The sequence below is a fragment of the Okeania sp. SIO3B5 genome, from assembly GCF_010692555.1.
In the GTDB taxonomy this organism is placed as follows: Bacteria; Cyanobacteriota; Cyanobacteriia; order Cyanobacteriales; family Microcoleaceae; genus Okeania.
The window spans coordinates 1-14035 of the sequence record NZ_JAAHHG010000250.1 but is presented as its reverse complement, the minus strand read 5'-3'; the positions used below and the strand labels follow the sequence as shown (position 1 = coordinate 14035).

The following is a 14035-nucleotide window of genomic DNA, read 5'->3' as shown; positions in this document are numbered from 1 at the left end:
AGCGGTCGAGGGATGGCGAGGTCTCCTCGCTGTCCGACCATCGACCAAGAGAAGAAAAAATTTTCCTTTTATTCAATCCTCTTCCTTTTAAGGAGAGGTAATTATCAATTATCAATTATCAATTATCAATTATCAATTATCAATTATCAATTATTTACTACCCATTTATATTTTTTGTTTCCTGTTTTCTACCTTGAACAAATATTAAATTAATTTTGTAGGTTAGGTTAGTTAGTTGGGTTGAAGAACCTAAAACTAAACATTATTTTTAGGTTTTGATTGGGTTTCCCTGATGCTTGCTTGACCCAAGCTACTATAGTCACCTCCTACAAGATAAATAAGTATTGTGGGCAAAGTTTTTAGTATCAGTCCAGTAGGTTGGGTTGAAGAATTGTTAGCGGAGCTTATCCGTTAGGATAAACCCAACATTATTTTGGTTCGGTTTGCAGCGGTTTTCATTTCAGTAGACCACAGTAGGGAGGTTGTATGCAACGTCCCTACAGGGTTTTGGTTATGGCGATGTGGTTCATCAAGAGCGAAAAGCGCTGTATTCTGGATATTAGATTCTATACTTGTTTCCTGTTCACTTTGAAAAATGCTTTAAATGCAAAATAGCTTATATGATGTTTTAAAAAGATAAATTAAGTATTGTGGGCAAATTTTTTATTAATGAAAGTAGCTATTACAGGAGCAACAGGATTTGTGGGTAGTCGCTTGGTAGAGCGTCTACATTCGGAAGGGGAACAAATATTAGTTTTGACTCGCAACCCAGAAAAAACTAAACGAATTTTTCCTGACTCAGCCTATCCTAATTTAGAGATAGTTGCCTACCAACCAAAACAGTCTGGTCCTTGGCAAAAGTCTATAGATGGCTGCGATGGTGTGGTTAATCTGGCCGGAGCTGGTATTGCTGATGAGCGTTGGAATGCTAGTCGGAAGCGAGAAATTATGGATAGTCGCAAGGTAACTACGGAAAAATTGGTCGAGGCGATCGCTCAGGCTAATTCTAAACCATCGGTATTAGTGAGTGGGTCGGCTATTGGCTATTATGGTACGAGCGAAACGGCAACTTTTGATGAAACTAGCTCTAGTGGAAATGATTTTCTGGCTGAGGTTTGTAGAGCTTGGGAAACTGCTGCCGAACCTGTACAAGATTTAGGGGTAAGGTTGGTTATTTTGCGGATTGGTATTGTACTGGGTATGGGGGGTACTGTATCGAAAATGCTAACTCCGTTTAAGTTATTTGCTGGTGGGCCTATTGGTAGTGGTCAGCAATGGTTTTCTTGGGTACATATTGATGATTTGGTTGGTCTGATTTTACATTCTCTGAAGCACCCAGAAGTAGAAGGTAAACTTAATGCTACTTCTCCTAATCCTGTACAAATGGGAGAATTTTGTCAAGATTTAGGATTAGCTTTAAATAGACCTTCTTGGTTACCTGTGCCTGATTTTGCCATTGAATTGTTATTGGGAGATGGTGCGGTTGTGGTATTGGAAGGTCAAAAGGTCTTACCAAAACAGACTCAAGCTTCTGGTTTTGAGTATAAATATCTAACTGTTCAGTCGGCTCTGAAAAATATTTTAGCTCGTTGACATACTCCCTAAAGTCAAAAGTCATAATAAGTCAAAAGTAAAAAGTCAAAAGTAAAAAGTCAAAAGTAAAAAGTCAAAAGTAAGAAGTAAGAAGTTAAAAGTTAAAAGTTAAAAGTTAAAAGTTAAAAGTTAAAAGTTAAAAGTTAAAAGTTAAAAGTCAAAAGTTAAAAGTCAAAAGTAAGAAGTAAGAAGTAAATTATAGTGGTCAATAGGAGTGAAAAAAAACAAAGCTGCCTTTAAATTTAAAGGCAGCTCTATCGAATAATTTTTAAATCTATAGGTAGTTAAAATCTTTATTTCTGAGCAGTTACGGATTCTTTTATTAATTCTTTATGTTGTTCCAAGTTATCTGGATCTACATAATGACATACTGCGTCATCTAGGCAAATTAAAGCCCAGCCAGACTCATCTATGCTCATCAGTTTATATTCTCCCTGCTCTATAAAAAATCCTTTGTGATTACGAGTTTCAGGCTTTAAACTAACTTCTTTGTTATTGTTATTAATTGTCATTGTATTTCAACTCCTTTGTATTTTAAAAATTAGGTTTTGCTCTCTGATATAGAGATTATTAGTGACATACTCCCACACTAACCATTCAGTATAGTGTGGGCTTCTCGCTTCGCAGTCCTGCCATTGCATCGGACTCCACGAGCTTTAGGGACGGGATGCCCCACCGCCCTTTTTGCAGATCGAAAAACTACGCACTTAGCTCCGCAATCAGATTTTACGGTTACCGCCGATTCATCTCACACCAAATTGAAAATTTCGCGCGCAGGCTTCTCGACGGTTTAGCTAAAAATCTTTTTCTGAATTTATTTGTGCTTTAACTACCTATTGTTTTTTTGCTTAGTGATAAGTTAAGTAGGTGGGAGAATTTATTAAGTACGCCCGAAGCAACTGTAACGTAGTGGAAGGTTTGCGCAGCATGACCTAAAGAAAGTAATCTCAAGGGTTTCAACTGTATAAACATTTTGTTACATAGTCAGGTTTATTCACCCCTATCTACTTATGTTTATTGTTTGACTTTCAGCAATTTTTTTAGACCACAATATGCTCTTAACTAAAACATTTGATATGTGTTTTAGGATTGCACAGATAAATTTCCCCTAACATCTTTACTAAAGATAGATCAATTATTTAATTGACTACTCCCCGGACTTAAGTCACGGGGATTCTAAGTTGATACTACGCAACACCGATAAATCCATGTTGCTTCGTTTTTTCCTAGCTGACCAAAGATATACTCTTTGGGGACAAGTCAAAGTGCCCCTACACAGTCTGCGTAAGTCTAAACTTAGCTTTCTGCTTACTTTTTTGATGATATTTGCAGCGACCTTACAGTCTGCATTAATACACCAATTATTACCTGTTCTATACAAACCACGCTTCTTGATGCAGTCGCTCATGGGGGGAACCCCCAAGACCGCACTGCATCGCTTTATTCTCTTTCCTGACGGTTTCCAATCATTGGGTTTCTCACCATAATTAGGTAGATTGTCACCATCTAAAAATGAAGCAATACTTGTATAACTTTCCTCGGTCAAATAAAATACTTCGGATTAAAATCCGACTCCTCACCTTTCATCCATCGCTTAAAAGACGATGGCTTTCATGCTCCCGTGTTATTTAGGTAATACCAAAATTAGCATTCTCCAAATTTTCACTAGGTCATTTAGAGGTATTTAGAGAGCTATATGCTCTTAGGGGCTTTGCTCTATTTACAGCGATTAAGTAATCTCTTAAAGTTCTAAAAATCATAACATGATTTTCTTTGATATTTCATAAAGTTTTTATATGAATTATTAAGTTTTTGTAACACATATATTTATACTTCTTAAATAAGTGAAGAGTACTTGAATTAGGGAAAGGAACAAAAGATTTAGTGCTGAAAACTTATGTGATTTCTATATCTTTTAGAAATATATTTTACTGTCTTGCTTCGTCTATACAATGATCAATACCTAGTTATTAACTATCAGTTTAACTCAAAATTATTTATCCTAAATATCTTAATTGTGGTAAGCATTCAGCCGTCAGCTATCAGCTATCAGCTATTAATATTATGTCCGGTTGAATAGTTATAAATAAACTACTCAGGAGTCAGAATTTCCTACGGAATGCTCCGCAAACAGCAATTCTGCAATTCAGGAGGGAAGAAAGAAGAAGAGAAGGAGAAAGTTTTTTCATCACTAATTATCCGGACATGATTTGTAAGCATTCAGCTATTAGCAGTCAGCTATCAGCAACAAGACTCTCTACTTAAAGGACGGTGTTTAAATTAACAACTGACTTTAAGGGCAAGGGAGGCAACTTTTGTAGTAAGACGGTTCATAAAGCTTTTCTCCTAAACTAAAAGCAATAGCTGTTAACGTAGTTCCTCCGATAGGAGGCTAGCTGATGGCTGACGGCTGAATGCTTACCATGATTTTGACGTGCGGAATGTAGGTTCAAAGCTTTGGTTAACAATAATTATGGAGAGTATCAGTAAAAATACATATTACACAAACTCTTGATACTTATTAATAATGGATACTGTAATCCACCTTACTTTGTTAAAAATACCCTTGTAGTATGTTTGTGGTGCGGAATGCAGGATAAACAATTTTCCCTTCTGCCTTCTTCAATTAAACATCGAATAACCAACTCTTAACTCTACTTAAACCAGGCCAATCAGCTCTTCTCTCAAAACCATCCTGAATATTACCTTTAATTTCCTCCAGCCAATCTGAGTCAGCCATAATCATTTGTTGTGCCCTTTCTATATGAGTTCTTACACCCTTTTCTCCTATTTCCAGCATTGCTAAAGCTAAATTAATTCTTGCTTGTGGATCGTCTGGATTAAGCTTAACTCCTGTCTTAGCTGCTTTATAAGCTGATTTAGGCTTTTTCTCTAATAGATATAACCAAGATAAACTTATCCAACTACTACTACTTTTAGGAGAACGATTTGTAATATCTTTAAATACTGGAATTAAAGTTTGGGCCTCTTCTCCAGCTTTATATCTTTCTAATGCTTCTTTATATAATTCTTCGGGTGTCTGAGTCATAATATTCGATATTTTCTACTTAAAAAAATTAATGAAAATAAGTAAGTTTAAAATTGTACAATCATTAATATTCTCAATTTACAATAGGATAGGGGCACAATCAATACTGTACCCCTACCCTCTGGTTTGCCCATTATTAAGCAGTTGCATTTACAGAAGTTCTAGGAAAAACTATATTTACCTAGATAGCTCCTCACAAATATGATTTGATTTGATTAAAAAGCGTTTAGATCCGGACTGCTCCGCAAATAGACTACCTAATTCTATGCACAAATATTTTAGGCTGATAGCTGTTTGCGTAGCATCCCGTAGGGAAGTGCTAATAGCTGATAGCTTTTAAGCAGAAAATGAACTACCACAACCACAGGTTTGAGTGGCATTGGGATTACTAAATTTAAACCCACCCCCAATTAAAGCATTACTATAGTCGAGTACTAAACCGTAGAGATATAGAATACTCTTGCGATCGCAAACTACCTTAAATCCATCATAATCAAAAACTTCATCATCTTCTCTAATAGTATTAGGGTCAGCAAAATCCATCATGTAGGACATTCCAGAGCATCCACCTTGACGCACCCCTACTCTGAGGCAAAGGTCTTTCCCTTCTTTTTCTCTAAGAGATTTAACCTGGGCTAAAGCAGCTTCGCTCATCATGATACCTTTTTGCTGAGACTGAGTAGCTTGTGTCATTTTTCTTTCTAGCTCCTTGTACTATTACTCTCAAATAGTAATTCCTTACTATATATATATTCTATTTCATATTTATATTTCTAGATAAAGATTATAACTATACTTTTTGAATAGTATCCTCAGTCAAAAATCATCATTTTTTTTATATGGCCTTATTTTGGTTACCTTAATATATTAGTATCAAAAACTTAAAGACTGTCGTTAATAATGTTAAAATGATTAAAATTATAGATAAAAATTTATATAGTAAATCTATACATTTTTGTGTTAACTATGATTCATTGCTCAATTACCCCGAGCAGTCATTAAGATTTTAGAAAATAAAATTCTCGTCACAATAGCAAAGCTGTATAGAGAAAAATGTATATCAAAATACACTAAAAATATGGCTTAATGCAACAAGGAAAAAATATTTACCAATTGCTTCACTTTCACAGGCTTATTCTATGGCAGCTCTTAATCCTTCAACAATTCGTAGGTTACAAAAATTACAACAAGTTCCAAGTGTGTGGGAAGGCGATCGTCGCCCTATATACTCAGACTCAAGCTCTAATCAGGAGTTAGAGGCAGAAACAACAAATGAATGTATTATCTGGGTCGATGGTTCCCATGGAATGGTACGAGCAATGGACATGGTAACATCAGATATTGGCCCAGAAGCAATTGTTCGGACACTGCTGCGAGCAATGGAAAATCCTCAAAGTCCAGCTCCAGCAATTAGACCACAGAAAATAGTAGTTAAAGACCGAGAAATTCAATTTTTTCTGAGGGGAGTTTTACAAGACCTAGGAATTACAATCGATTATGTTCCGGATTTACCTTTAATTGATGAAATATTTCAAGGACTACAGGAAGTAGCAGAAAATCGTCCCCCTAATTTACCTCCTGACTATGCGGAAGCTTTAGTTGAAAAAGCATATCAAGTTTGGGATGATGCGCCATGGGAAATATTAGGAGAGCATCAAATTATTTCCATAGAACTTAATCAATGGGATATCAAAAATCTCTACGTCTGTGTCTTAGGTAAGTTGGGTATGGACTATGGCATCTTACTATATCGTTCTTTAGATTCCCTAAAAAGGTTTCGGCAACGAGTAGCTTATGAAAAATCTTATGAAAATTTAGAAGAAGCTTTTTTGGGACAAGATTGCTTGTTTATCACTTATGACAACCTTCAAGAAGATGATGATGATGAGAGTGAGGCGATCGACCTCCAAAATTTATCTGCATCAGAAATTCAGCCCAATTTTGGTAATCTACATCCTCTAGAAGGTTTAAGGTCTGTTCTATATGAAGAGGAAGCAGTTACAACATTAGTGGCGATAGAAGCACTCCATCGTTTTTTACGCTCTTGTCGCAAAAAAATGACAGGTAATAAGTTTCCTAGTATCAATAGTCGCTACCGTATCCCTATACCAGAATCTGAACAAGTAATTTCAGTCAAAGTTGCCACTATGCCAGAGGTAGCAGAAGAATTATATGAAATGGCTGCCGAGGCGGATATTGAAGGAGATGAAGAATTAGAAATTGAAATGCCCATGCTGAAGAATGATTTGGTCCCGGCCAATTCTTTCTTGAGTTTAGGAGTTGTGCCTTGGGATACAGTGGCATATCTACGAGACAATACCAAACTATATCAGGCAGCGGAAGTAGAGATTAAATCATCAGGAGAGGGTCTACCAATAGTTTTGATTCAAACTTCTCTGCCAAAAGCAACTAAATTGATAGATGATTTACAAGAAGCTCAAGGACTTCATGGTATCGGGTTTAATATAGGAGAAGACCCCATGGAAGAAACAAGCTACGATTTGGGCATCTTTAAAACTTATGATGGTGTGCTTCATTTATTTGGTGAATTTGTGCAGAATGACCCAGAACACAAGAAAGCTAAACAAAAATGGGACAAGCGTTGCCAGGCTACTAATGGTTGGTGTGGTTTAATTATTGCCAGGGGTATTACAGGCGCTTCTCGTGGTCAACCAGATTTTAAGGATATGATGGCTTTGTTTGAAGTACGCTTTCTCTCAACTCAGGAGTTGGGGATAGGGCCATTACAATTAATGCCAGTATCTTTTTAAATTAGGAGACAGGAGACAGGAGACAGGAGACAGGAGGTAGGAGGTAGGAGTAAGAATTGTCAGAATGATTTTTCTGCCCAACTATAAGCCTAAAATACGAGCCATGCATGTGCATAAATAGCTGAAAAATTTGCACTTTTTTCGACCCCAAAAATGCACTTGTCTTTATATGTGAATGCTTTTAGATTTAATCAGAAGAGCAATAATTATTTACTCGGAATTTGATCGACTAAAAAAGTAATTGAGATGATTTGCATAGTATCAATACCTACCAAGCTACGGATTCATATACTACTTTTGATGTTATGAATTGAAGTGCGGAATGTGGGTTTTAGGCTGATAGCTGATAGCTAGTTATTGCTGTGCTGATTAACTATCAAAAGATTGGCGTATATAAGGTTTCAGCCTTATTATTTTGAAAACAAAGTGCCAGCTTTTCGGTCAAGAAAGCTCACGCATATTAACATTTTGTGCAAGAGTTGGCTAGAAAAATTAAGGGATAATTCTGACAACTACACCCTCTGTAATTCGCATTTATCCTGACTCCTGACTCGGTCCTTCCCCTCCTGGGAGGGGTTAGGGGTGGGTTACTCCTACCCTCACCCATAAGACTTATTCACCAAACCCTAGTTAAGTCAAAATTTAAAATTTGGAGGTAAAATTATGAAGAATTGTAAAAAAAATGAGTAAGGAAAGTAAATAATGCGAGTCGCGATCGCAGGTGCAGGATTAGCAGGCATGGCCACAGCCGTAGAATTGGCCGATGCTGGACATCAAGTAGAAATATTTGAATCTCGCCCATTTGTCGGGGGAAAAGTTGGTAGTTGGGTAGATGCGGATGGAAATCATGTAGAAATGGGTTTGCACGTTTTCTTTGGTTGCTACTACCAACTGTTTGAATTAATGAAAAAAGTAGGAGCTTTTGAGAATCTCCGCCTCAAAGAACACACTCACAATTTTATCAATCAGGGGGGTAAAACTGGTTCCCTAGATTTTCGCTTTTTGACTGGAGCACCCTTTAATGGCTTAAAAGCTTTCTTTACCACATCTCAGTTATCTGTGCAAGATAAGCTACAAAATGCGATCGCTCTAGGCACAAGTCCTATAGTTAGAGGTTTGGTAGATTTTGATGGGGCGATGAAAACTATTCGGGACTTGGATAAAGTTAGTTTTGGAGAATGGTTTCGTGGCCAAGGTGGCTCTGATGGAAGTATCAAGAGAATGTGGAACCCTATTGCCTACGCTCTAGGATTTATTGATGCGGATAATATTTCTGCTCGATGTATGTTGACAATATTCCAATTATTTGCTGCAAAAACAGAAGCATCGGTGCTGCGGATGTTGGAAGGGTCTCCTTATGAATATCTCCACAAACCAATTGTTGAATATTTGGAGGCCAGGGGGACAAAAATTTATACTAGGAGACGAGTCAGAGAAATTCAGTTTACGGAGAATGATGGGGAAACTCGTGTAAGTGGCATAGTTGTCGCTAGTGGGGATAGTGAAGAAACTATTACTGCTGATGCTTATGTGTTTGCCTGTGATGTACCGGGTATTCAGCGTATTTTGCCCGAAGCTTGGCGCAAATGGCCAGAGTTTGACAAAATCTATAAATTAGATGCAGTACCAGTAGCAACGGTACAGCTTAGGTTTGATGGTTGGGTGACAGAGTTACACGACAAAAACCAACGTCAACAATTAGAGCGTGCTGCTGGTCTTGATAATTTACTTTATACTCCAGATGCGGACTTTTCCTGTTTTGCGGATTTAGCATTAACAAGTCCAGGAGATTATTATCGACAAGGACAAGGTTCTTTATTGCAGTTGGTGTTAACACCGGGAGACCCTTTTATTAAGGAGAATAATGAGGCGATCGCTCATCATGTCTTAAAGCAAGTCCATGAATTATTTCCTTCTTCAAGGGAATTAAATATGACTTGGTATAGTGTGGTGAAATTGGCTCAGTCTTTGTATCGGGAAGCTCCTGGTATGGATTTATATCGCCCTAACCAGCAAACACCAGTGCCTAACTTTTTTCTGGCAGGTAGTTATACCCAACAGGATTATATTGACAGTATGGAGGGAGCAACTATTTCTGGAAAGCAAGCTGCTCAGAAAATTTTGGCAAATTTGGAAAATATTTTGGGACGAACTCCAGTTGCTGCTAGTTAAAATTAAGTGAGGGAGAGATAATAATTAATAATTAATAATTAATAATTAATAATTATCTTTCCTTGAAAACAGGTAGAGGTACTGATAACTCGAGAGTACAAAGTTCTTCCAAAAAACTATTAGCTTTGAAGACTGAAAACATTACTGGAAAAGGCTTACAGTACTTACAGCTCTGAATAAAAAGTTTTTAACCTTTAGATGGCTGAAAGCCTTAGCTAGCAATAGTTATTCTAAGAACTTTGCACTGTCTAGACTGATAACTGATAATTGATAACTGATAACTGAAATGACTGATTGGCTAGAACATAGTGTACAGGTAGAGATAGGTGTTCCCATCGATTTAGTATGGAATCTTTGGTCAGATTTAGAACAAATGCCTCGATGGATGAAGTGGATAGAATCTGTTAAAGTTTTGGAAGATAATCCTGACTTATCTCAATGGAAATTAGCCAGTGGTAATTTCCAATTTAGTTGGCTTTCTCGGATACAAAGAGTAGTTCAGCATCAAATTATTCAGTGGGAGTCTGTAGATGGCTTGCCAAACAAAGGTGCAATTCGTTTCTACGATCGCCATGGTAGTAGTATTGTCAAATTAACTGTAGCCTATGGAGTTCCTGGCTGGTTAATTAAGATTATGGATAACTTATTTTTAGGTAGGATAGTAGAATCTACTTTGATGGCAGATATGGAAAGATTTCGTGATTATGCTGTTGCTGTCAAGCAGAAGGAAGAAGGAAAAAGTTAACTATAATTATGGGTAATTTTTCAATAATTAATAATTAATAATTAATAATTAACAATTACCTCTCCCTGAAAAGAAGAGGATTACCCAAAGGAAAATTTTTTCTTGTTTCTCCTTGAAAGTAGAGCCTTTAAACTTTAATTATTCGGTAATAGTTCAAGTAGTTGAAAATGTTATTCAATGCACATGATATGAAAAGGCAAGCTGATGAGTTTTCAACTTTTTAAATCAATGAGATATAACAATTATTAAGAAAAAAAACTTGAAATTTATGGCTATAAGTTAGCTACTTCAATTGAAGAAGTGCTTAAAGGTATAACAGGAGGATTTCATGCTCGAATAGGTGCTGAAAGAGAGGAAGTTCAAGAATTACTTTTGTTAATAAAAATACCTTTAGAAACTTTCGATTCTCAACCAGCTCAAATTTCAACTATGAAGATTCAAATTTCAGTCGAACAGCTTAGGATACTAACACAAATTTTAAGCGAAGCTTGCCACGGTATTAAAATTTTATTTTAGATTTTGAAAACAAAATAGGAACAAGCAAAAATCAATTAAAGTCTTTTCTGGATTTAAGTAGTAACTTATATAGATTGATAGAAAAATAAATAGGGTTTGCTGATTAAATCTAAAAGTATTGACATATAAAGGTTTTAGGATTTTTTAGTTCAAAAAAGTTTAAGCTTTTAGGTCATAATGGTTCAAAAAATTAGCATTTTAGGTGCATAGTTGCGCAGAATAATCCCTTGATTATTCTTCCTCCTACCTCCTCTATAATTCCCATTTATCCTATCTCCTGTCTCCTGTCTCCTGTCTCCTACCATTACCGATAAGACTTTTTCAGCAAACCCTAAATATAACTTAAATAGTTAAACTCCTATCAAGTACCTAAATCAAATTAATTAGGGCTTGCTGATTAATTCTCAAAGTATTGATAAGTAAAGGCTAAAGCCTTTTTGAGGTCGAAAAAAGTGCCTGGTTTTCAGCTATTCATGCTCATGCATGGAGCGTATTTTAGGCAAAAGTTGGGCAGAGAAATCATTCTTACAATTCTTACTCCTACCTACTTTAAATTCCCCGTTCCTCCTGTCTCCTGTCTCCTGTCTCCTGTCTCCTACCCCAGCAAAAATACTTTTTCAGCAAACCCTAATTACTATTATTTATTCCCCGTAACTTTTACTGATAACTGATAACTGATAACTGATAACTGAATATTACCAGTCCATGTCTACAGACAGATTAATAGTCATTTTTTTCCGTCCTGGAGGAACTGCTGTAATACAAGCACAAATAGTTTGACCACCATCAATTTCAACTTCACAAGCATGACAAGAACCCATTAAACAACCCGTAGGAATAATTACCCCAGCACGTTCAGCAACGTCTAAAATAGGTTCTCCTGATTCTGCTTCAACAGTAACATTATCTGGCAAGAAAAGTATTTCCATAATTCAGCAATAATTATTTGATTAATTGTTAGTTTGTAGTGAATTTTAATTAGTAAATTTGTAAGCATTTCCTCCGGAATGTTGCGCAAACAGCTATCAGTTATTAGCTAGCCTCCTACGGAGGAACTGCGTTAACAGATATTAATTTTGGGTCCGCGTAAAAACAACCTTTTAAATTGAAAAAGAATAAAAAGTTACTGCCATGAGTCTGAGGACAAAACCTTATGAATTAATAAATAATTATGACTTGCTGATTAAATATCAAAACATTTACTGATATTGGTATTGGCCTTTTTAGGGTAGAAAAAAGTGCGCCTGTTTTAGTCTAAAACGCTTAAAAAGTTAGTATTTTAGGCGCATAGTTGGGCAAGACAATCTTGGGAAAATTCTTACTTCTACCCCCTATAAATTCCCATTTATCCTATCTTCCCCTCCCCTCCTGGGAGGGGCTAGGGGTGGGTTGGGAGGGGGAGGGGCGAGGGGTGGGTTGTCTCCTACCCCTACTAAAAGACTTTTGAGCGCAAACCCTAATTACTAATTGCTGTTAACGTAGTTCCTCCGGAGGAGGCTAGCTGACTGCTGATAGCTGTTTGCGCAGCATTCCGCAGAAAATGCTTACGTAAATTTTAGTTAAATATCGACTTTAAATTTAAGTGACGATTAACTTGATCTGTAATTGAATCTAACATCATTTCTCTTTGTTCTCTATAGTTAGCAACACCAGTCGGCAGACCTTCGAGACCTCGTTTTTTACGCAAGAGATTTAACCAGGAACGACGCCAAGGACTATTATCAAAAATTCCATGTAAATAGTTACCCCAGACAGACTGATTTTGATTAATAAGTCCCAAATCATGATCGTTAAATAAAGGATTTACCATATCTGGTTTTGTAATTTTGCTTCTACCTTGATGAATTTCATAACCGATTATTGGTAAATTACCTAGAGGATAATTAGCAATAACTTGTCGCTGACGAGAAATTTTTTGAGGGGCAATTACAGTTCTTAGTGGTAGTAGTCCTAGTCCTTGATATTCTCCCCTTTGTCCTTCTAAACCCTGGGCATCTATTAAAACTTCACCAAGCATCTGAAAACCACCACAAATTCCCATAATTGTACCGCCAGCAGCTTGGTAATTCTTAATAGCTGTTGCCATGCCACTTTTTTGTAATACTAATAAATCACTAATAGTAGTTTTAGAACCAGGAATAATTACTGCATCAGGATAACCTAAATTATCATTAGGATGAATATATTTAATCTTGACACTAGACTCTGAATTTAAAGGATCAAAATCAGTAAAATTAGAAATTCTTGGTAATTTAATAATGGCAATTGTAATCTCAGTATTAAACTTAGTAGGACGTTGCTCTAAAAGACTTAAAGAATCTTCGGCAGGAAAGACTTCATCAATCCAAGGAATTACTCCAATTACAGGAATATTAGTTCTTTTTTCTAACCATTCAATACCTGAATCTAGCAGCGATCGCTGTCCTCTAAATTTATTAATTACAATCCCTTTAATTAAACTTCTTTCTTCTGGTTCTAGTAGTTCTAGAGTACCAATAACATGAGCAAAAGCACCACCTGGATTTATATCAACAACTAAAATTGTAATGGCATTTAAGTACTTTGCCACTCGCATATTTGTTAAATCTCGGTGCTTTAAATTAATTTCTGCTGGACTACCTGCTCCTTCACAAACTATCATGTCGAATTCCTGGGATAAAAGTTCTAAACATTCTTGAATAGCCTGCCAACCAATGTTAAAATACTTCTGATAATAATCTATGGCTCCTACTGTATCTAATACTTTTCCTTTGAGAATAACTTGAGAAGTCATATTTCCTTGAGGTTTCAACAAAATAGGATTCATTTCTACTGCAGGAGTTACACCTGCGGCCCAAGCTTGTACAGCCTGGGCATAACCTATCTCTCCACCAGTAGATGTAACATAAGAGTTTAAAGACATATTTTGTCCTTTAAAAGGAGCTACTCTCCATCCACGACGGGATAAAATTCTACAGATGGCTGCAGCGATCAGAGATTTACCAGCGTTGGAGGTAGTTCCCACTACCATAATTGCTTTCATAATTGTTTGTGATTCAGGAATTATAATAATATCTTTCTATTTACCGAAAAATTGGGTTTAAAGCCTCCCCTTTGAAGGGGACTTTTTATTTTTATGTTAAGTCAATTGAATATATGCTATCGTATTATTAGTTGCCGGGGGGCACTCGGAAACTCGTGCGCGGACGT

Annotated in this window: 11 protein-coding genes; 5 read left to right on the top strand and 6 right to left on the bottom strand. The window is 36.4% G+C overall.

The genetic code is table 11. From position 1 onward, the window contains the following. Window positions 1–669: 669 nt before the first annotated feature. Window positions 670–1593: a TIGR01777 family oxidoreductase gene (locus tag F6K54_RS26410; protein ID WP_293084154.1), complete on the top strand. Its 924-nt coding sequence runs from the start codon at window positions 670–672 to the stop codon at window positions 1591–1593. A 293-nt stretch (window positions 1594–1886) separates the two neighbouring features. Here the strand turns inward: F6K54_RS26410 and F6K54_RS26405 are convergent, their stop codons facing one another. The 4 genes from F6K54_RS26405 to F6K54_RS26390 all read right to left on the bottom strand — a co-directional run bounded on the left by F6K54_RS26405 (window position 1887) and on the right by F6K54_RS26390 (window position 5335). Continuing rightward, the gene (locus F6K54_RS26405; RefSeq protein ID WP_293084151.1) at window positions 1887–2105 is read right to left on the bottom strand and encodes a hypothetical protein; all 219 of its coding nucleotides are present in this window, start codon (window positions 2103–2105) and stop codon (window positions 1887–1889) included. Window positions 2106–2758: 653 nt separating this feature from the next. Beyond that, window positions 2759–3139: a hypothetical protein gene (locus tag F6K54_RS26400; protein ID WP_293084149.1), complete on the bottom strand. Its 381-nt coding sequence runs from the start codon at window positions 3137–3139 to the stop codon at window positions 2759–2761. Window positions 3140–4219: 1080 nt separating this feature from the next. Next, entirely contained in the window at window positions 4220–4642 is a 423-nt protein-coding gene (locus F6K54_RS26395; protein WP_293084146.1) for a hypothetical protein, read from the bottom strand. Between the two features lie 336 nt (window positions 4643–4978). Further along, the gene (locus tag F6K54_RS26390; RefSeq protein ID WP_293084143.1) at window positions 4979–5335 is read right to left on the bottom strand and encodes an iron-sulfur cluster assembly accessory protein; all 357 of its coding nucleotides are present in this window, start codon (window positions 5333–5335) and stop codon (window positions 4979–4981) included. Between the two features lie 446 nt (window positions 5336–5781). Between F6K54_RS26390 and F6K54_RS26385 the strand changes: the two genes are divergently transcribed. The 4 genes from F6K54_RS26385 (at window position 5782) to F6K54_RS26370 (ending at window position 10846) form a co-directional block, all read left to right on the top strand. Next, a complete protein-coding gene (locus tag F6K54_RS26385) occupies window positions 5782–7413 on the top strand; it encodes a DUF6930 domain-containing protein (protein WP_293084140.1) in 1632 nt (543 codons plus the stop codon). 702 nt (window positions 7414–8115) lie between these two features. Continuing rightward, the gene (gene zds / locus F6K54_RS26380) at window positions 8116–9585 is read left to right on the top strand and encodes a 9,9'-di-cis-zeta-carotene desaturase (RefSeq protein ID WP_293084137.1); all 1470 of its coding nucleotides are present in this window, start codon (window positions 8116–8118) and stop codon (window positions 9583–9585) included. A gap of 286 nt (window positions 9586–9871) precedes the next feature. Then, window positions 9872–10330: an SRPBCC family protein gene (locus tag F6K54_RS26375; protein ID WP_293084134.1), complete on the top strand. Its 459-nt coding sequence runs from the start codon at window positions 9872–9874 to the stop codon at window positions 10328–10330. Between the two features lie 300 nt (window positions 10331–10630). Continuing rightward, window positions 10631–10846 carry a hypothetical protein gene (locus tag F6K54_RS26370; protein ID WP_293084131.1) on the top strand — a complete coding sequence of 72 codons (216 nt, stop codon included), beginning with the start codon at window positions 10631–10633 and terminating at the stop codon, window positions 10844–10846. Between the two features lie 695 nt (window positions 10847–11541). Here the strand turns inward: F6K54_RS26370 and F6K54_RS26365 are convergent. Next, entirely contained in the window at window positions 11542–11775 is a 234-nt protein-coding gene (locus F6K54_RS26365; RefSeq protein ID WP_293084129.1) for a 2Fe-2S iron-sulfur cluster-binding protein, read from the bottom strand. 626 nt (window positions 11776–12401) lie between these two features. Further along, window positions 12402–13868, bottom strand: a complete 1467-nt coding sequence (gene cobQ, locus F6K54_RS26360) for a cobyric acid synthase CobQ (protein ID WP_293084126.1) — start codon at window positions 13866–13868, stop codon at window positions 12402–12404. Window positions 13869–14035 lie beyond the last annotated feature (167 nt).